The 15,967-nt window shown below is 64.0% G+C and carries 27 protein-coding genes and 1 pseudogene; 1 reads left to right on the plus strand and 27 read right to left on the minus strand.

Annotated elements, in window-relative coordinates; genetic code table 11:
- Positions 1-109 precede the first annotated feature (109 nt).
- The 25 genes and pseudogenes from rplO to rpsL form a co-directional block, all read right to left on the minus strand.
- Complete coding sequence (rplO, locus tag H9L12_RS08475; RefSeq protein WP_187543230.1) at positions 110-661, minus strand: 50S ribosomal protein L15; 552 nt, start codon at positions 659-661, stop codon at positions 110-112.
- An 81-nt stretch (positions 662-742) separates the two neighbouring features.
- Positions 743-919, minus strand: a complete 177-nt coding sequence (gene rpmD, locus H9L12_RS08480) for a 50S ribosomal protein L30 (RefSeq protein ID WP_187541365.1) — start codon at positions 917-919, stop codon at positions 743-745.
- A gap of 5 nt (positions 920-924) precedes the next feature.
- A complete protein-coding gene (rpsE, locus tag H9L12_RS08485) occupies positions 925-1,638 on the minus strand; it encodes a 30S ribosomal protein S5 (RefSeq protein WP_187541366.1) in 714 nt (237 codons plus the stop codon).
- Positions 1,639-1,995 (minus strand): 50S ribosomal protein L18, encoded by a 357-nt coding sequence (gene rplR, locus H9L12_RS08490; RefSeq protein WP_187541367.1) that lies wholly within the window; start codon positions 1,993-1,995, stop codon positions 1,639-1,641.
- Between the two features lie 3 nt (positions 1,996-1,998).
- Positions 1,999-2,535, minus strand: coding sequence for a 50S ribosomal protein L6 (gene rplF / locus H9L12_RS08495; protein ID WP_187541368.1), 537 nt, complete (start codon positions 2,533-2,535; stop codon positions 1,999-2,001).
- Entirely contained in the window at positions 2,535-2,930 is a 396-nt protein-coding gene (rpsH, locus tag H9L12_RS08500; protein ID WP_187541369.1) for a 30S ribosomal protein S8, read from the minus strand. The genes rplF and rpsH overlap by 1 nt, the downstream gene beginning before the upstream one ends.
- Positions 2,931-2,939: 9 nt before the next feature.
- Positions 2,940-3,245, minus strand: coding sequence for a 30S ribosomal protein S14 (gene rpsN / locus H9L12_RS08505; RefSeq protein WP_187541370.1), 306 nt, complete (start codon positions 3,243-3,245; stop codon positions 2,940-2,942).
- Between the two features lie 23 nt (positions 3,246-3,268).
- A complete protein-coding gene (gene rplE / locus H9L12_RS08510; RefSeq protein ID WP_187541371.1) occupies positions 3,269-3,859 on the minus strand; it encodes a 50S ribosomal protein L5 in 591 nt (196 codons plus the stop codon).
- Complete coding sequence (gene rplX / locus H9L12_RS08515; protein WP_187541372.1) at positions 3,852-4,175, minus strand: 50S ribosomal protein L24; 324 nt, start codon at positions 4,173-4,175, stop codon at positions 3,852-3,854. Before rplX ends, rplE begins: the two co-directional genes overlap by 8 nt.
- Before the next feature lies 1 nt (position 4,176).
- The gene (rplN, locus tag H9L12_RS08520; RefSeq protein WP_187541373.1) at positions 4,177-4,545 is read right to left on the minus strand and encodes a 50S ribosomal protein L14; all 369 of its coding nucleotides are present in this window, start codon (positions 4,543-4,545) and stop codon (positions 4,177-4,179) included.
- 16 nt (positions 4,546-4,561) lie between these two features.
- Entirely contained in the window at positions 4,562-4,918 is a 357-nt protein-coding gene (gene rpsQ, locus H9L12_RS14470) for a 30S ribosomal protein S17 (protein ID WP_187541374.1), read from the minus strand.
- A 13-nt stretch (positions 4,919-4,931) separates the two neighbouring features.
- Positions 4,932-5,138, minus strand: a complete 207-nt coding sequence (gene rpmC, locus H9L12_RS08530; protein WP_187541375.1) for a 50S ribosomal protein L29 — start codon at positions 5,136-5,138, stop codon at positions 4,932-4,934.
- A gap of 2 nt (positions 5,139-5,140) precedes the next feature.
- On the minus strand, positions 5,141-5,572 hold the full coding sequence (gene rplP, locus H9L12_RS08535; protein WP_187541376.1) for a 50S ribosomal protein L16: 432 nt from the start codon (positions 5,570-5,572) through the stop codon (positions 5,141-5,143).
- Between the two features lie 11 nt (positions 5,573-5,583).
- The gene (gene rpsC, locus H9L12_RS08540; RefSeq protein ID WP_187541377.1) at positions 5,584-6,291 is read right to left on the minus strand and encodes a 30S ribosomal protein S3; all 708 of its coding nucleotides are present in this window, start codon (positions 6,289-6,291) and stop codon (positions 5,584-5,586) included.
- A pseudogene (gene rplV / locus H9L12_RS08545) lies at positions 6,291-6,667 on the minus strand (50S ribosomal protein L22). The gene rpsC and the pseudogene rplV overlap by 1 nt, the downstream one beginning before the upstream one ends.
- Complete coding sequence (gene rpsS / locus H9L12_RS08550) at positions 6,667-6,942, minus strand: 30S ribosomal protein S19 (protein ID WP_187541379.1); 276 nt, start codon at positions 6,940-6,942, stop codon at positions 6,667-6,669. The pseudogene rplV and the gene rpsS overlap by 1 nt, the downstream one beginning before the upstream one ends.
- 3 nt (positions 6,943-6,945) lie before the next feature.
- Positions 6,946-7,782: a 50S ribosomal protein L2 gene (gene rplB / locus H9L12_RS08555; protein WP_187541380.1), complete on the minus strand. Its 837-nt coding sequence runs from the start codon at positions 7,780-7,782 to the stop codon at positions 6,946-6,948.
- Between the two features lie 3 nt (positions 7,783-7,785).
- Positions 7,786-8,103: a 50S ribosomal protein L23 gene (locus tag H9L12_RS08560; RefSeq protein ID WP_187541381.1), complete on the minus strand. Its 318-nt coding sequence runs from the start codon at positions 8,101-8,103 to the stop codon at positions 7,786-7,788.
- Positions 8,096-8,725 (minus strand): 50S ribosomal protein L4, encoded by a 630-nt coding sequence (gene rplD, locus H9L12_RS08565; RefSeq protein WP_187541382.1) that lies wholly within the window; start codon positions 8,723-8,725, stop codon positions 8,096-8,098. The genes H9L12_RS08560 and rplD overlap by 8 nt, the downstream gene beginning before the upstream one ends.
- Positions 8,726-8,728: 3 nt before the next feature.
- On the minus strand, positions 8,729-9,604 hold the full coding sequence (gene rplC / locus H9L12_RS08570; protein WP_187541383.1) for a 50S ribosomal protein L3: 876 nt from the start codon (positions 9,602-9,604) through the stop codon (positions 8,729-8,731).
- A gap of 233 nt (positions 9,605-9,837) precedes the next feature.
- Positions 9,838-10,149: a 30S ribosomal protein S10 gene (gene rpsJ / locus H9L12_RS08575; RefSeq protein ID WP_028969184.1), complete on the minus strand. Its 312-nt coding sequence runs from the start codon at positions 10,147-10,149 to the stop codon at positions 9,838-9,840.
- Positions 10,150-10,323: 174 nt separating this feature from the next.
- Positions 10,324-11,514, minus strand: coding sequence for an elongation factor Tu (gene tuf, locus H9L12_RS08580; protein ID WP_187541384.1), 1,191 nt, complete (start codon positions 11,512-11,514; stop codon positions 10,324-10,326).
- 72 nt (positions 11,515-11,586) lie between these two features.
- Positions 11,587-13,680, minus strand: a complete 2,094-nt coding sequence (gene fusA / locus H9L12_RS08585) for an elongation factor G (protein WP_187541385.1) — start codon at positions 13,678-13,680, stop codon at positions 11,587-11,589.
- Between the two features lie 101 nt (positions 13,681-13,781).
- On the minus strand, positions 13,782-14,252 hold the full coding sequence (rpsG, locus tag H9L12_RS08590) for a 30S ribosomal protein S7 (RefSeq protein WP_187541386.1): 471 nt from the start codon (positions 14,250-14,252) through the stop codon (positions 13,782-13,784).
- Between the two features lie 61 nt (positions 14,253-14,313).
- The gene (gene rpsL, locus H9L12_RS08595) at positions 14,314-14,685 is read right to left on the minus strand and encodes a 30S ribosomal protein S12 (RefSeq protein WP_187541387.1); all 372 of its coding nucleotides are present in this window, start codon (positions 14,683-14,685) and stop codon (positions 14,314-14,316) included.
- Positions 14,686-14,944: 259 nt separating this feature from the next.
- Here rpsL and H9L12_RS08600 point away from each other — a divergent pair, with 259 nt between their 5' ends.
- A complete protein-coding gene (locus tag H9L12_RS08600) occupies positions 14,945-15,181 on the plus strand; it encodes a hypothetical protein (protein WP_187541388.1) in 237 nt (78 codons plus the stop codon).
- 16 nt (positions 15,182-15,197) lie between these two features.
- Here the strand turns inward: H9L12_RS08600 and H9L12_RS08605 are convergent, their stop codons facing one another.
- Together H9L12_RS08605 and H9L12_RS08610 are read right to left on the minus strand one after the other, a co-directional pair.
- On the minus strand, positions 15,198-15,599 hold the full coding sequence (locus tag H9L12_RS08605) for a cupin domain-containing protein (protein ID WP_187541389.1): 402 nt from the start codon (positions 15,597-15,599) through the stop codon (positions 15,198-15,200).
- Positions 15,600-15,607: 8 nt separating this feature from the next.
- Positions 15,608-15,961, minus strand: a complete 354-nt coding sequence (locus tag H9L12_RS08610) for a DUF3140 domain-containing protein (RefSeq protein ID WP_187541390.1) — start codon at positions 15,959-15,961, stop codon at positions 15,608-15,610.
- Between the last annotated feature and the right edge of the window lie 6 nt (positions 15,962-15,967).

A 15,967-nucleotide genomic window follows, 5' to 3' on the forward strand; every position in this document is an offset into this window, starting at 1 on the left:
GATCAATCCTGGAAATTATGAAACGGGCGACGACGGACCGAGGCCCCCCGCCGCCCGATATAGTGTGCGTTCTCGGCTTGCGAAGCCCCCGAACCGCGCAAAAGGCAGGTCAGGCCTTCTTGCCCGACTTGGCCGCCTTGTCGGCGAGGCGCGCTTCGCGGGCCTTGCCCTTCTTGGCAGCGGCCAGTTCCGAGGGAACCTTGCGCTCGATCAGTTCGACCGAACCGCCGGCCTTTTCGATCGCTTCGCGCGCGCCCTTCGACACGCCGGCGACCTTGAAGTTCAGCTTGGCGGAGAAATCGCCCTTGCCGAGAATGCGGACGCCGTCCTTGCCGCCACGACCGACACCGGCGGCCTTGAGCGCCGCATGGTCGATCGTGCCCTTGCCGTCGAGCGCCTTGGCATCGACCAGCTTCTGGATCGCGCCCAGGTTCACCTCGGCAAAATCCTTGGCGAAGATGTTGTTGAAGCCGCGCTTCGGCAGCCGCATGTGCAGCGGCATCTGGCCGCCTTCGAAGCCCTTGATGGACACGCCCGAGCGGCTCTTCTGGCCCTTCTGGCCACGGCCACCGGTCTTGCCCAGGCCCGAACCGATGCCACGGCCGACACGGACGCGACCCTTGCGGGCGCCGTCGTTGTCGCGGAGTTCGTTGAGTTTGATCGTCATGTCAGTGCACTCGCTTTCGCTTTTGTCGCGCCAGAAGCGAGCGAACCGAAGTCCGCCGCCCCTATACTTGGGTGATTAATTCTCGACCTTGATCAGGTGAGCGACCTTGCGCACCTGGCCCATCACTTCCGGGGTCGCTTCGACCTCGACCGTGCGGTGCATCTTGTTGAGGCCGAGACCGACTAGGGTCGCCCGCTGCGTCTTGTGACGGCGGATCGGCGAACCCGTCTGCGTGATCTTGATCTTCGCCATGATGCTTACTCCGTGACCGCTTCAGCGGCCGCTTCCGCTTCGGCCTGGTTCAAGCCGCCACGGCCGAGAAGGTCGCTGACCTTCTTGCCACGGCGCTGAGCAACCGAACGGGGGCTGGTCTGATCCTTAAGCGCCTCGAACGTGGCGCGGATCATGTTGTAGGGGTTTGACGTGCCGACCGACTTGGTCACCACGTCGGCAACGCCCAAGCTTTCGAACACGGCGCGCATCGGACCGCCGGCGATGATGCCGGTACCCGCCGGAGCGGTACGGACCGTGACGCGGCCGGCACCGAAGTGGCCGAGACCGTCATGGTGAAGCGTGCGGCCGTCCTTGAGCGGAACGCGAACCATCGCCTTCTTGGCGGCGGCTGTCGCCTTGCTGATGGCTTCCGGCACTTCGCGGGCCTTGCCGTGACCGAAGCCGGCGCGGCCCTTGCCGTCGCCAACCACGACCAGCGCGGCGAAACCGAAGCGCTTGCCGCCCTTCACGGTCTTCGAGACGCGGTTGATGTGGACCAGCTTCTCGATCAGCTCTTCGCCGTCGTCCTCACGCGGACGGCGGTCGTCGCGACGGCCACGGCCGCCACCACGTCCGTCGCGGTTGCCGCCACCACGGCCGCCACGCGGACCGCGCGGGCCACGGCCTTCGGTCGGGGCTGCTTCGGTCGCCTCGGGCGCCGCGTCGGCGACCTGCGGGGTTTCGTTTTCGTCAGCCATTTAGAACTCCAATCCGCCTTCGCGGGCGGCATCGGCCAGGGCCTTCACCCGGCCATGGAAAAGGAAACCGCCACGGTCGAACACGACCGCCGACACACCGGCCTTCTTGGCCCGCTCGGCGAGTGCCTTGCCGACCGAAGCCGCGGCATCGCGGGTCGCGGAGCCAGTGGCCTTCTTGAGGTCCTTGTCCAGCGTCGAAGCAGCGGCAATCGTCTTGCCGGCGGCATCGTCGATGAGCTGGGCGTAAATGTGCTTGCCCGAACGGTGGACCGACAGGCGGGGCTTGCCCGAAGCGCGCGCACGAAGCGCGGTGCGGACACGGCGCCGGCGGCGATCGAAGAGAGAGAGTTTAGCCATGGCTTACTTCTTCTTGCCTTCTTTGCGGAAGATGAACTCGCCGCGATACTTGATGCCCTTGCCCTTGTAAGGCTCCGGCTTGCGCCAGCGGCGGATCTCGGCGGCCAGCTGGCCGACCTTCTGGCGATCGATGCCGCTGATCTCGACGGTCGTGTTGTCCGGGGTCTTGACCTCCAGGCCTTCCGGAACATCGACGTTCACGTCGTGGCTGTAGCCGAGCTGCAGCTTCAGGGTCTTGCCCTGGGCCTGCGCGCGGTAGCCGACGCCGGTGATCTCAAGCACCTTCGAGAAACCTTCGGTGACACCGGTCACCAGGTTCTGGACGTTGGTGCGCTGCATGCCCCACGCCGCGCGATTGCGCTGCGCCTGGGTGATCGGCTGGACGCTGATCTGGCTGTCTTCGACCTTGTACGAGACGAGGTCGTCCATCAGCGGCATGCTGAGCGAGCCCTTCGGGCCCTTCACGGTCAGGGTCGACCCATCGATCGAGGCAGTGACGCCCGACGGGATCGCGACCGGCTTTTTACCGATGCGGCTCATTAGAACACCTCCGCCAGCACTTCGCCGCCGACGTTCTGGTCGCGCGCTTCCGCGTCCGACAGAACGCCGCGAGGCGTCGAAACGATGGTCATGCCAAGGCCATTGCGGATACGCGGGAGATCCTGCGAACCCGAATAGACGCGGCGGCCCGGCTTCGAGATCCGAGCGAGATGCTGGATCGCCGGCTGGCCTTCGAAATATTTGAGCTCGATGCGCAGGCCCTTCTGGCCGGCGAGCTGCTCTTCGGAATATCCGCGGATGTAGCCTTCGCGCTGAAGCACGTCGAGCACATTGGCGCGCAGCTTCGACGCGGGCGTCAGGATCGAATCCTTGCGCGCCTGCTGGCCGTTGCGGATGCGGGTGAGCATATCACCCAAGGGATCGGTCATCGGCATAGCGTGCCCTTACCAGCTCGACTTGGTGAGACCGGGAATCAGGCCCTTGTTGCCCATTTCCCGAAGCATGATCCGCGACAGGCGGAACTTGCGATAGAAGCCGCGCGACCGTCCGGTCAGTTCGCAGCGGTTGCGGATGCGGGTCGCGTTGCCGTTACGCGGCAACTCGGCCATCTTCAGGCGCGCGATCAGACGCTCGGTCTCGTCGACCGATTCATCATTCGCCTTCGCCTTGAGCTTCGCATATTTCGCCGCGGTCTTCGCGACGAGCTTCTTGCGACGCTCGTTCTTGTTCACGGAACTCAGTTTCGCCATGACTTAAGTTCTCCAGGCGCCGCTTACGCGGCTTCTTTCTGTTCGTCGGCCGGGAAGGGGAAGTTGAAGAGGCGCAGCAGTTCGCGCGCTTCCTCGTCCGTCTTCGCGGTCGTGGTGATGATGATGTCCATGCCCCGGACCTTGTCGATCTGGTCATAGTTGATCTCGGGGAACACGATCTGTTCCTTGAGACCCATTGCGTAGTTGCCGCGGCCGTCGAACGACTTGGCGTTGAGGCCACGGAAGTCGCGGACGCGCGGCAGGGCGATGGTCACCAGGCGGTCGAGGAACTCGTACATGCGTTCGCGGCGCAGGGTGACCTTGCAACCGATCGGCATGCCTTCACGCAGCTTGAACTGCGCGATCGACTTCTTCGCCTTGGTGATGACCGGCTTCTGGCCCGAGATCTTTTCCATCTCGGCCGCGGCCTGCTCGACCTTCTTCTTGTCCTGGGTCGCCTCGCCGACGCCCATGTTGATCACGATCTTCTCGAGCTTCGGGATTTCAAGAGCATTCTTGTACCCGAACTTCTCGGTCATCGCCTTGGCGATGCGATCGTCGTAATCCTGGCGCAGACGCGGCGTGTACGCCTTGTTGCTGTCGGCCTTAGCCATCGATCTTCTCCCCGGAACGCGCCGCAACGCGAACCTTCTTGCCGTCCTTCGACGTCTCGAAGCGCACGCGGGTCGCCTTGCCGTCCTTGGGGTCGACAATCGCGACCTTCGAAACGTGCAGCGGCGCTTCCTTGCGCTCCAGGCCGCCCTGCGGATTGACTTGGGTCGCCTTGCGGTGACGGGTGGCGACATTCACCCCCGCCACGACGACCTTGCCGTCCTTGGGCATCGAAACGGTGACTTCGCCGGTCTTGCCCTTGTCCTTGCCGGACAGAACGATGACCTTGTCACCCTTGCGGATTTTCGCAGCCGACATGTTACAGCACCTCCGGCGCGAGGCTGATGATCTTCATGTGCTTCTTCGCGCGCAGTTCGCGAACCACCGGGCCGAAAATACGGGTGCCGATCGGCTCTTCGTTCTTGTTGACCAGGACGGCGGCGTTCGTGTCGAAACGAATGACCGAGCCGTCCGGACGGCGGATGTCCTTTGCGGTGCGGACGATGACGGCGCGGTGAACGTCGCCCTTCTTCACACGGCCGCGCGGCTGGGCTTCCTTGACCGAGACGACGATGATGTCGCCGACGCCGGCCACCCGGCGCTTGGAGCCGCCGAGCACCTTGATGCACTGGACGCGCTTGGCGCCGCTGTTGTCCGCAACCTCGAGGTTGGACTGCATCTGAATCATGGGTCAGTCCTTCCTGTTAAGCGTCGGTGGCCGCGGGCTCGGCCTTGGCCTTACCCTTGGTCGCCTTGGCCGGCTTTTCGGCCGGGGTCGGGGTTGCAACCGTGTCGTCGCGCAGTTCGACGGCCACCGCTTGGGCGGCGCCGATGCGGTCAAGCACGGTCCAGCTCTTGTTCTTCGAAATCGGCGCGCATTCCTGAATGCGAACCTGTTCGCCGGTGGCGTAGGCATTGGCCTCGTCGTGGGCGTGGTACTTCTTCGACAGCTTGATGATCTTGCCGTACAGCGGGTGCTTCACCCGACGTTCGACGCGGACCACGATGGTCTTGTCACCCTTGTCGGACACCACGGTGCCGGTGAGGACGCGCTTTGGCATCTCAATAGTCTCCTTACGCCTTCGACGCAGCGCTGGCGCGCTGGGTCTGGAGCGTCTTGATCCGGGCGATGGTGCGACGAACTTCGCGCACGCGGCTCGGCTTTTCGAGCTGGTTGGTCGCCGACTGGAAGCGCAGGTTGAACTGCTCGCGCTTCAATTCGCCAAGCTGGGTAGCCAGCTGGTCATCAGTCTTCACCGACAGATTTTCCTTAGCCGCCATGATTAGTCCTCCACGACCAGCGTTTCACCCAGGCGGGCGACGACCTTGACCTTGATCGGCAGCTTCTCAGCGGCGCGCTCGAAGGCGGTCTTGGCCAGCGGGCCGGGAACACCGTCGAGCTCGAACAGGATGCGGCCGGGCTTGACGCGGGCGACCCAGAATTCCGGCGAACCCTTACCCGAGCCCATGCGGACTTCGGCCGGCTTCGACGACACGGGGACGTCCGGGAAAATGCGGATCCACAAGCGGCCCTGACGGCGGATGTGACGCGTGATCGCGCGGCGGGCCGCCTCGATCTGACGCGCGGTGATCCGCTCCGGCTCCATGGCCTTCAGGCCAAAGGCGCCGAAGTTCAGTTCGGTGCCACCCTTGGCGTTGCCGTGGATGCGGCCCTTGAAGGCCTTGCGGAACTTGGTGCGTTTAGGTTGCAGCATCTTCTAGTTCCTTAGCGACGATCGTCGCGCATCGGGCGGACGCCCGAAGTCTGCGCTTCCATCATGAGGCGGTCCTGCGCGAGCGGGTCGTGACCCAGGATTTCGCCCTTGAAGACCCACACCTTGACGCCGCAGACACCGTAAGCGGTGTGCGCCTGCGCTTCGGCATAGTCGACGTTACCGCGCAGCGTGTGCAACGGAACGCGGCCTTCGCGGTACCATTCGGTCCGGGCGATTTCCGCGCCGCCGAGACGGCCGGCGCAGGTGATGCGGATGCCTTCCGCGCCGAGGCGCAGCGCCGACTGCACCGCGCGCTTCATGGCACGGCGGAACGCGACGCGGCGTTCGAGCTGGTCGGCGACGCCCTGCGCGACGAGGCGCGCATCGACTTCCGGCTTGCGGATTTCGACGATGTTCAGGCTGACGTCCGACGAAGTCATCTTGGCGAGCTTCGCCTTGAGCTTCTCGATGTCCGAGCCCTTCTTGCCGATGATCACGCCGGGGCGCGCGGCATAGATCGACACGCGGCACAGCTTGGCCGGACGCTCGATCACCACCTTCGAGATCGCGGCCTGCGGCAGCGTCTTGATGATGTACTGGCGGATCTTGAGATCTTCCAGCAGCTGCTTGCCATAGGCCTGGCCTTCGGCGAACCAACGGCTGTCCCAGGTGCGGTTGATCTGCAGACGCAGGCCGACGGGGTTGGATTTTTGACCCATTACGCTTCTTCCTGCTCGCGAACGACAACGCGAAGGCGGCTGAACGGCTTCTCGATACGGGTCGAGCGGCCACGCGCGCGGGTCGCGAAACGCTTCATGGTGATCGACTTGCCGACCGACGCCTCGGCGACGACGAGCGCGTCGACATCGAGGTTGTGGTTGTTTTCGGCGTTGGCGACGGCCGAGGCCAGCACCTTGTACACATCCGTCGCCATGCCCTTCGGGCTGAACTTCAGGATGTTGAGGGCTTCTTCGACCTTGCGGCCGCGGATCAGGCCCGCGACCAGGTTGAGCTTCTGCGCCGAGCCACGGATCATCGTGCCGACGGCGAGCGCTTCCTTGTCACCGACCTTGCGGGGGATGCGGGCTTCGACATTAGCGCTTACCCTTCTTGTCGGCCGCGTGGCCGGGGAAATAACGCGTCGGCGCGAACTCACCCAGCTTCATGCCGACCATGTCCTCGTTGACCGACACCGGCACGAACTTGCGGCCGTTGTAGACATTGAAGGTCAGGCCGACGAACTGCGGCAGGATGGTCGAGCGGCGCGACCAGGTCTTGATCGGCGCGCGCTTCGTCGTTTCCTGAGCGGCTTCCGCCTTCTTCAGGAGCGACAGCTCGACGAACGGACCTTTCCAAATGGAGCGAGCCATCGTTTAGCCCTTCTTCTTCGCGTGGCGGCTACGGATGATGAACTTGTCCGTCGCCTTGTTGTGGCGGGTGCGCGCACCCTTGGTCGGCTTGCCCCACGGGGTGACCGGGTGACGGCCGCCCGAGGTCCGGCCTTCACCACCGCCGTGCGGGTGGTCGACCGGGTTCTTGGCGACACCGCGGGTCAGCGGACGGCGGCCCAGCCAGCGAACGCGACCGGCCTTGGCCAACGTCTGGTTGCCGTTGTCCGGGTTGGACACCGCACCGACGGTCGCCATGCAGTCCGAGCGGACATAGCGCTGCTCGCCCGAGTTCAGGCGAACGATGACCATGCCCTTGTCGCGGCCGACGACCTGAACGTAGGTGCCGGCGGCGCGGGCGATCTGGCCACCCTTGCCCGGCTTCAGCTCGACGTTGTGAACGATCGTGCCGACCGGCATCTGACCGATTTCCATCGCGTTGCCCGGCTTCACGTCGACCTTCTTGCCGGCGACAACCTTGTCGCCCGGCGCGAGGCGCTGCGGCGCGAGGATGTAGGCCTGCTCGCCGCCCTCGTACGTCACCAGCGCGATGAACGCCGAACGGTTCGGGTCATATTCCAGGCGCTCGACGGTGGCCGAGACGTCCCACGTGCGACGCTTGAAGTCGATGATGCGATACTTCTGCTTGTGACCGCCGGCGATACCGCGCGAGGTCACATGGCCCTTGTTGTTGCGGCCGCCGGTCTTGCGCTTACCTTCGGTCAGCGACTTGACGGGCTTGCCCTTCCAAAGGCTCGACTTGTCGACGAGGATCAGGCCGCGGCGGGCCGGACTGGTCGGCTTATATTGCTTCAGTGCCATCGGTTAGATCCCGCTCGTAATGTCGATCGAGTCACCCTCGGCGAGGGTGATGATCGCCTTCTTGACGTCCGAACGCTTGTAGGCCTGGCCCTTCCAGCGCTTGGACTTGCCCTTGGCCACGAGCGTGTTCACGCCCTTGACGCTGACGCCATAGATGGCCTCGATCGCTTCCTTGATCTGCGGCTTGGACGCGGTTCCGGCGACCTTGAACACCACCGCATTATATTCCGACACCATGGTCGACTTTTCGGTGATGTAGGGCGCCAGGACGACGTCGTAGTGACGGTTCTCGACCGTCTTGGTGGCAGGCTTCTTAGCCATTGAACCGGGCCTCCAGCTTTTCGACCGCGGCGCGGGTCAGGACCAGCGTCTCGTGGCGCATGATGTCATAGACGTTCGCGCCGACCGCCGGCATCAGGTTGACGCCTTCGAGGTTGGACGAAGCGCGGGCGAAGCCGACGTTGAGCGCGTCACCGTCGATCACCAGCGCGGTCTTGCCGAAGCCCAGCTTGCCGAGCTTCGCCTTGAGCGCCTTGGTCTTGGCGTCCTCGCCCATGTCGAGGTTGTCGAGAACGACCAGCTGACCGCCCTGGGCTTTCGCCGACAGCGCCATCTTCAGGCCGAGCGCGCGGATCTTCTTGTTGAGGCTCGCGGTGAACTCGCGGACCCGCGGGCCGTGAGCCTTGCCACCGCCGATGAAGATCGGTGCACGGCGATCGCCGTGACGAGCCGTACCGCCGCCCTTCTGGCGACCGAACTTCTTGCCCGTGCGGGCAACATCCGAACGCTCACGGGCGCCGCGGGCGGTGCCGCGACGATTGAGCAGCTGCCACGTCACGACGCGGTGCAGGATGTCCGCGCGCGGATCGACACCGAACACGGCGTCGTCCAGCTGGATGTCCCCACCCGCCTTGGCGTCGAGGGTCTGAACCTTGACCTTCATCGCTTAGCCTTCCTTGCTCTCGTCGGCGGCGGGGGTCTCACCCTCGGCCGAACCGGCATCATTGTTTTCCGCGGCGTCAGCCTGGGCGCCCGCTTCCTGCTCGGCGGCGATCGCGGCGACTTCCTCGTCGCTCGGCATCACCGGCAGCGCTTCGACCGCGGCCTCATCGACCAGGCCCAGCGGGGTTTCTTCGATCTTCTCGCCCTTGACGATCAGGCCCGCCGGATAGGGGACGTTCTCGTTGCGCGGCAGCTTGATCGCGTCGGTGACCGTCAGCCAGCCACCCTTCGAGCCCGGAACCGAGCCCTTGATGAACAGCAGGCCGCGGGCCGCGTCCGTGCCGACAACCAGCAGGTTCTGCTGGGTACGGTTGCGGGCGCCCATGTGGCCGGCCATCTTCTTGTTCTTGAACACGCGGCCCGGGTCCTGGCGGTTACCGGTCGAGCCGTGCGAGCGGTGCGAGACCGAAACGCCGTGCGTCGCGCGCAGACCGCCGAAGCCCCAGCGCTTCATGGCGCCGGCGAAGCCCTTACCCTGGGTCACGCCCTGGATGTCGACATGCTGACCGGCGACGAAGTGATCGGCGCTGATGGTCGCGCCCAGATCGAGCAGCGCATCTTCGGCGACACGGAATTCGACGACGCGAGCCTTGGGCTCGACCGAGGCCTTGCCGAACGCTTCGCGCTGCGGCTTGTTGACGTTCTTCGCCTTGGCCTTGCCGGCGCCGAGCGCGACGGCGGTGTAGCCGTCCTTATCTTGTTCGCGGCGAGCGACGACCTGCACGTCTTCCAGCTGCAGGACGGTTACCGGAACGTGCCGGCCGTCCGCCTGGAACAGGCGAGTCATCCCCATTTTCTTCGCGATCACGCCAGTGCGCATGATCCACACTCCCAATACAGAGGCCCTTCCGCGAATGCCGCGAAAGGGCGTGCCGACCCGTGAAAATATACGTGCCCCGCTTGGGCCATTCCTGCCGAAGCAGGATGCGGGGGACGCAGGCCGGGATGCTCGAAAGCGTCCCGCGGTATCCCTTTGATCCGATGTTGCGCCGCTGAGGCGCCACTCCGATTCCGAAGAATCGCGCGGCCGAATCTGGCCGCGGTGCCAGCCCCTTAAGCCAGCTTGATCTCGACGTCCACCCCGGCAGCGAGATCGAGCTTCATCAAAGCGTCGACCGTCTGGGGCGTCGGCTGAACAATGTCGAGCAGCCGCTTGTAGGTGCGCACCTCGAACTGTTCGCGCGACTTCTTGTCGACGTGCGGCGAACGGTTGACGGTGAACTTCTCGATGCGCGTCGGCAGCGGAATGGGGCCGCGGATAAGAGCACCCGTGCGCCGAGCGGTGTCGGCGATGTCCCCGGTGGCCTGATCGAGCACTCGGTGATCGAAAGCCTTGAGGCGAATCCGGATATTCTGCGTTTCCATGTCCACTACCGATGCGAAAGAGCCAAACCCGTCCCCGCCGAAGCGGTTGGGGCAACAAAAAACGGGGATCAGCGGCTTCCTAGACCCAGGGGCCTGAACGCCGCCTTACCCGTGCAAACTCGAAAAGCGGGCCGCGCGATCTCTTGAGAGAATCGCGCGGCCGAGCGCCCTATATTACTTCGTGATCTCGCCGACAACCCCGGCGCCGACCGTACGGCCACCTTCGCGGATCGCGAAGCGGAGGCCCTCGTCCATGGCGATCGGAGCGATGAGCTTGACCTGCAGCGACACGTTATCGCCCGGCATGACCATCTCGGTGCCTTCCGGCAGGACCACTTCGCCCGTCACGTCGGTCGTGCGGAAGTAGAACTGCGGACGGTAGTTGGCGAAGAACGGCGTGTGACGGCCGCCTTCGTCCTTCGACAGGACGTAGACGTTCGCCTTGAAGTCGGTGTGCGGCGTAACCGAACCCGGCTTCGCCAGGACCTGGCCACGCTCGACCTCTTCACGGCCGACGCCGCGGATCAGCGCACCGATGTTGTCGCCGGCTTCGCCCTGGTCGAGCAGCTTGCGGAACATTTCGACGCCGGTGACGACAGTCTTCTTGGTGTCCTTGATGCCGACGATTTCGACTTCTTCACCAACCTTGACCACGCCGGTTTCGACGCGGCCGGTGACGACCGTGCCACGGCCCGAGATCGAGAACACGTCTTCGATCGGCATCAGGAACGGCTTGTCGAGCGGACGCTCCGGCTGCGGAATCCAGTCGTCGACGGCCTTCATCAGCTCCATGATCTTGTCTTCGCCGATGTTGGCATCGCGATCTTCGAGGGCGGCCAGCGCCGAGCCCGCGACGATCGGAATGTTGTCACCGTCGAAGCCACGCTTCGAAAGCTCTTCACGGATTTCCAGCTCGACGAGCTCGAGCAGCTCGGGATCGTCAACCTGGTCGACCTTGTTGAGGAAGACGACCATGGTCGGAACGCCGACCTGCGCCGCGAGCAGGATGTGCTCCTTGGTCTGCGGCATCGGGCCGTCGGCGGCCGACACGACGAGGATCGCGCCGTCCATCTGGGCGGCACCGGTGATCATGTTCTTCACATAGTCGGCGTGGCCCGGGCAATCGACGTGCGCATAGTGGCGGGCCGGGGTCTCATACTCGACGTGGGCGGTCGAGATGGTGATGCCGCGCTCGCGCTCTTCCGGCGCCTTGTCGATGTTGGCGAAGTCGACGGCGACGCCGCCGCCATGCTTCGACAGCACCTTGGTGATGGCGGCCGTCAGCGACGTCTTGCCGTGGTCGACGTGACCGATGGTGCCGATGTTGCAGTGCGGCTTGTTCCGCTCAAACTTTGCCTTCGCCATTTTTGCCTCTTCTACTTTGAAAAAACCGGGGGCGCCCGATGTGCGAGCGCGCCCATAGCCACAAAAATCAGGTTACGCCAGCTTCGCCTTCACTTCGTCGGCCACGTTCTGCGGCACTTCGTCGTAATGGCTGAACTGCATACTGTACTGCGCGCGCCCTTGGGTGAACGAACGCAGTTCGTTCACGTAACCGAACATGTTCGCCAGCGGGACCAGCGCCTCGACCGCCTGCGCGTTGCCGCGGCTGTCGGTGCCCTGGATTTGTCCACGACGGCTGTTGATGTCGCCGATGACGTCGCCGAGGTAATCCTCGGGGGTCACGACTTCCACCTTCATGATCGGCTCCAGCAGGGTGATGCCCGCCTTCTGCGCCGCTTCGCGCATCGCGGCGCGGGCGGTGATTTCGAACGCCAGCGCCGACGAGTCGACGTCGTGGTAGGCGCCGTCATACAGCAGGATTTCGAAGTCGATGATCGGGAAGCCGATCAGCGAGCCGGTCGCCGCAGTCTCGCGGAAGCCCTTTTCGATCGCCGGGATATATTCCTTCGGAATGTTACCGCCCTTGATCTCATCCTTGAAGATGATGCCCGCGCCGCGCTCACCCGGGGTCAGCTTGACCTTGACGCGGCCGAACTGGCCGGTGCCGCCCGACTGCTTCTTGTGGGTGTAGTCGATGTCGACCGGCTTCTTGAGGTACTCGCGATACGCAACCTGCGGGGCGCCGACATTGGCCTCGACCTTGAACTCGCGCTTCATGCGATCGACCAGGATCTCGAGGTGGAGCTCGCCCATTCCCTTGATGATGGTCTGGCCCGATTCATGGTCGGTCGACACGCGGAACGAGGGGTCCTCGGCGGCCAGGCGGTTGAGGGCGAGGCCCATCTTTTCCTGGTCGGCCTTGGTCTTCGGCTCCACCGACAGCTCGATCACCGGCTCCGGGAATTCCATGCGCTCGAGGATAATCGGCGCCGACTTCGCACACAGCGTGTCGCCGGTCGTTGTTTCCTTGAGGCCCGCAAGCGCGACGATGTCGCCGGCATAGGCTTCTTCGATGTCCTCGCGGCTGTTCGCATGCATCAGCAGCATACGGCCGACCTTCTCGTCCTTGCCCTTCACCGAGTTCAGGTAGGCGCCCTTGGTGAGCTTGCCCGAATAGATGCGCGCAAAGGTGAGCGATCCGACGAACGGATCGTTCATGATCTTGAACGCCAGCGCGGAGAACGGAGCATCGTCCGACGACGGACGCGAATCCTCGGTTTCGCCGTCGAGCTTGACGCCCTTGATGGCGGGAACGTCGAGCGGGCTCGGCAGGTAGTCGACAACGGCGTCGAGCAGCGGCTGCACGCCCTTGTTCTTGAACGCCGAGCCGCAAACGACCGGCACGAACGCCATCGACAGCGTACCCTTGCGGATCAGCTTCTTGAGCGTCGCAACGTCCGGCTCATTGCCTTCGAGATAAGCTTCCATCGCCTCGTCGTCCTGTTCGACGGCGAGCTCGACGAGCTTCTCGCGGGCAGCGGCGGCGTCGGCCTTCAGCTCTTCCGGGATTTCCTGATATTCAAACTTCGCGCCCAGGCTCTCTTCAAGCCAGATGATCGCGCGCTGCTCGACCAGGTCGACAAGGCCCTTGAAGCCGCCTTCGATGCCGATCGGGAGATACAGGACAGCCGGGGTCGCGCCGAGGCGCTCGACGATCGACTTGACGCAATAATCGAAGCTGGCGCCGGTGCGGTCGAGCTTGTTGATGAAGCACATCCGCGGAACGCCATACTTGTCGGCCTGGCGCCACACGGTTTCCGACTGCGGCTCAACGCCGGCAACGCCGTCGAAGCAGGCGACCGCGCCGTCGAGCACGCGCAGCGAACGCTCGACTTCGATGGTGAAGTCGACGTGGCCGGGCGTGTCGATGATGTTGATCAGGTGCTCGGGGCCCTTGCCCTCGTCAGCCTTCCACTTGCAGGTGGTGGCCGCCGACGTGATCGTGATGCCGCGCTCCTGCTCCTGCTCCATCCAGTCCATCGTCGCCGTGCCTTCGTGCACTTCGCCGATCTTGTAGGACTTGCCGGTGTAGTAGAGGATGCGCTCGGTCGTCGTCGTCTTGCCGGCGTCGATGTGCGCCATGATGCCGATATTGCGATAACGTTCGAGCGGATGGCTGCGGGCCATGGGAGAGCTTCCTTACGAATGTGGGAGGACCGGCGAACCGATCCCCCTGAATATAGGTACGAAATTTACCAGCGCCACCCGTCGGTCGCGCCGGCGGGCCTTTACCAACGATAATGGCTGAAGGCGCGGTTCGCTTCGGCCATGCGATGGGTGTCTTCACGCTTCTTCACGGCGTTGCCGCGGTTCTGCGAAGCGTCCATCAGTTCGCCTGACAGGCGGCCGGCCATGGTCTTTTCCGACCGCGCACGGGCGGCGGTGATCAGCCAGCGGATGGCCAGCGCCTGGGCGCGCTCGCTGCGCACCTCGACCGGCACCTGGTAGGTCGCACCGCCGACACGGCGGCTGCGGACCTCGATGCCCGGCTTGATGTTGTTCAGCGCCTCGTGGAACACCGACAACGGATCCTTCTTCAGGCGGGTCTCGACGGTATCGAGCGCACCGTACACGATGCTCTCGGCGACCGACTTCTTGCCGTCGAGCATGACCGAATTCATGAACTTCGACAGTGTGATGTCCCCGAACTTGGGATCGGGAAGGATGACGCGCTTTTCCGGGCGACGACGACGGGACATAGGATATTCCTTTCAGAGCGGCGCGCCTGCCATCGAGGGCGGCGCGGCCGGCGAAACCAGCTTACTTCGGGCGCTTGGCGCCGTACTTCGAGCGCGACTGACGACGGTCCTTGACACCCTGGGTGTCGAGCACGCCGCGAAGCACGTGGTAGCGAACACCCGGAAGGTCGCGCACACGGCCGCCACGGATCAGCACCACCGAGTGCTCCTGGAGGTTGTGGCCTTCGCCCGGGATGTAGCTGATGACTTCGCGCTGGTTGGTCAGGCGGACCTTGGCCACCTTGCGAAGCGCCGAGTTCGGCTTCTTCGGGGTCGTCGTGTAGACGCGGGTGCAAACGCCACGCTTCTGCGGGTTCTGTTCCATCGCAGGGACCTTCGACTTGGCCTTCTGCGGGTCGCGACCCTTGCGGATCAGCTGGTTAATCGTCGGCATGAAGCCTTCACCTTCCAAATGGTTACTTTGCGCCACGAAAAAACGCACGACCATCCGGCAGCCTTGCGGTCACCGGGGATCGCGTCGTGGAGCAATGTTCAGCTCTTGTCCTTTGCCGCTAGCGAGAATCGCGGGAGGCGCGGACAGGCGGCCCCTTACGGGTAGGACGGGCGAAGGTCAACCGCAGGACTGTTCACGATTTCTTTGCAATGACCGTCGCATAGCGCCCCAGTGCCGAGTGTCGTAGGGGAAGCATTGCGTGGGTAAGATTCATTATTTCCTGGTCGGCTTCGGGGTCCTGTTCATCGGCGTGAACTGGTATCTCGACTTTCCATTCGGCATGGCCGGCATGGGCATTGCGCTGGGATCGATCGTCCTTGGCATTCGCCAATGGTTCATGGCCAGCGCCCACCAGGCGCGCGCGGACAATGCCTTTTCCAACGCTTATGTCGGGTCCGACCGCAAGAAACTGACATACCACGGTCCGGACTGGTGAGTAGCGGGCGGGAAGGCTACTCGGTCGTCTCGCCGTCCCATTCCTCGTCGTGGTGACGCCGCTCGGCCTCTTCCTTGGTCGACTGGACGACGCCATCCTTGTGCTCGGGCGGGCCATAAAGGGTGTAGAGCTTCAGCGGCCCGGAGCCTGAGTTGCGGACGTTATGCCGCGAACCCGCGGGCACGATGATGCCGCTGCCATCGACAACCTTGTACTCGTTGTCGTCGATGAAGACGGTTCCCTCGCCTTCTTCGAAGCGGAAGAATTGGTCACGGTCCTTGTGGACCTCCGACCCGATCTCCTCGCCAGACTGGAGCGTCATCAGCACCAGCTGAAGGTGCTTCCCGGTGTAAAGCACCCGCCGGAAATCATCGTTGCCGGTGGTCTGCTTCTCGATGTCGTCGTGATAGCCCTTCATGTCGTCCCCTACTTCTTCATCGGGTCGTGACCCCAATTCTTCAGGCTGTAGCGCCAGCGCGACCCTTCCGGATCCGCCGGTCGCTGCTTCAGGTGACGGTGCACATAGCCGACGACCTTGCGCATATGGTCGTAGTCGCCGTCGGTTAGGTCCGCGACCTTCTTCTCCTTGATGCGCAGGATATGGCGGCCGCTGGCGTGCCCGACGCTTTCGCCGCCGCCATCGCCATCCTCGCCCTTCCAGCCCACTTCTCTGCTCTCGTCGGTCTTGAGCCAAGCCTCAAGCTCGGACGGGGACATGTTGACCGCTTCGGCAAAGTCCTTGCGGACGTCGGCGCGTTCCTCGGTGTCGGTGGTGGCCATCGTTCC

The organism is Sphingomonas rhizophila (genome assembly GCF_014396585.1).
GTDB classification, from domain to species: domain Bacteria; phylum Pseudomonadota; class Alphaproteobacteria; order Sphingomonadales; family Sphingomonadaceae; genus Sphingomicrobium; species Sphingomicrobium rhizophilum.

Bases quoted from the DNA above. Each gene is read 5' to 3' on its own strand.
- rpmD (WP_187541365.1), bottom strand. From the start codon at position 919: ATGGCGAAGATCAAGATCACGCAGACGGGTTCGCCGATCCGCCGTCAC.
- rpsE (WP_187541366.1), bottom strand. From the start codon at position 1,638: ATGGCTGACGAAAACGAAACCCCGCAGGTCGCCGACGCGGCGCCCGAG.
- rplR (WP_187541367.1), bottom strand. From the start codon at position 1,995: ATGGCTAAACTCTCTCTCTTCGATCGCCGCCGGCGCCGTGTCCGCACC.
- rplF (WP_187541368.1), bottom strand. From the start codon at position 2,535: ATGAGCCGCATCGGTAAAAAGCCGGTCGCGATCCCGTCGGGCGTCACT.
- rpsH (WP_187541369.1), bottom strand. From the start codon at position 2,930: ATGCCGATGACCGATCCCTTGGGTGATATGCTCACCCGCATCCGCAAC.
- rpsN (WP_187541370.1), bottom strand. From the start codon at position 3,245: ATGGCGAAACTGAGTTCCGTGAACAAGAACGAGCGTCGCAAGAAGCTC.
- rplE (WP_187541371.1), bottom strand. From the start codon at position 3,859: ATGGCTAAGGCCGACAGCAACAAGGCGTACACGCCGCGTCTGCGCCAG.
- rplX (WP_187541372.1), bottom strand. From the start codon at position 4,175: ATGTCGGCTGCGAAAATCCGCAAGGGTGACAAGGTCATCGTTCTGTCC.
- rplN (WP_187541373.1), bottom strand. From the start codon at position 4,545: ATGATTCAGATGCAGTCCAACCTCGAGGTTGCGGACAACAGCGGCGCC.
- rpsQ (WP_187541374.1), bottom strand. From the start codon at position 4,918: ATGCCAAAGCGCGTCCTCACCGGCACCGTGGTGTCCGACAAGGGTGAC.
- rpmC (WP_187541375.1), bottom strand. From the start codon at position 5,138: ATGGCGGCTAAGGAAAATCTGTCGGTGAAGACTGATGACCAGCTGGCT.
- rplP (WP_187541376.1), bottom strand. From the start codon at position 5,572: ATGCTGCAACCTAAACGCACCAAGTTCCGCAAGGCCTTCAAGGGCCGC.
- rpsC (WP_187541377.1), bottom strand. From the start codon at position 6,291: ATGGGTCAAAAATCCAACCCCGTCGGCCTGCGTCTGCAGATCAACCGC.
- rpsS (WP_187541379.1), bottom strand. From the start codon at position 6,942: ATGGCTCGCTCCATTTGGAAAGGTCCGTTCGTCGAGCTGTCGCTCCTG.
- rplB (WP_187541380.1), bottom strand. From the start codon at position 7,782: ATGGCACTGAAGCAATATAAGCCGACCAGTCCGGCCCGCCGCGGCCTG.
- H9L12_RS08560 (WP_187541381.1), bottom strand. From the start codon at position 8,103: ATGGCTAAGAAGCCTGCCACCAAGACGGTCGAGAACCGTCACTACGAC.
- rplD (WP_187541382.1), bottom strand. From the start codon at position 8,725: ATGAAGGTCAAGGTTCAGACCCTCGACGCCAAGGCGGGTGGGGACATC.
- rplC (WP_187541383.1), bottom strand. From the start codon at position 9,604: ATGCGCACTGGCGTGATCGCGAAGAAAATGGGGATGACTCGCCTGTTC.
- rpsJ (WP_028969184.1), bottom strand. From the start codon at position 10,149: ATGGAAACGCAGAATATCCGGATTCGCCTCAAGGCTTTCGATCACCGA.
- tuf (WP_187541384.1), bottom strand. From the start codon at position 11,514: ATGGCGAAGGCAAAGTTTGAGCGGAACAAGCCGCACTGCAACATCGGC.
- fusA (WP_187541385.1), bottom strand. From the start codon at position 13,680: ATGGCCCGCAGCCATCCGCTCGAACGTTATCGCAATATCGGCATCATG.
- rpsG (WP_187541386.1), bottom strand. From the start codon at position 14,252: ATGTCCCGTCGTCGTCGCCCGGAAAAGCGCGTCATCCTTCCCGATCCC.
- rpsL (WP_187541387.1), bottom strand. From the start codon at position 14,685: ATGCCGACGATTAACCAGCTGATCCGCAAGGGTCGCGACCCGCAGAAG.
- H9L12_RS08605 (WP_187541389.1), bottom strand. From the start codon at position 15,599: ATGAAGGGCTATCACGACGACATCGAGAAGCAGACCACCGGCAACGAT.
- H9L12_RS08610 (WP_187541390.1), bottom strand. From the start codon at position 15,961: ATGGCCACCACCGACACCGAGGAACGCGCCGACGTCCGCAAGGACTTT.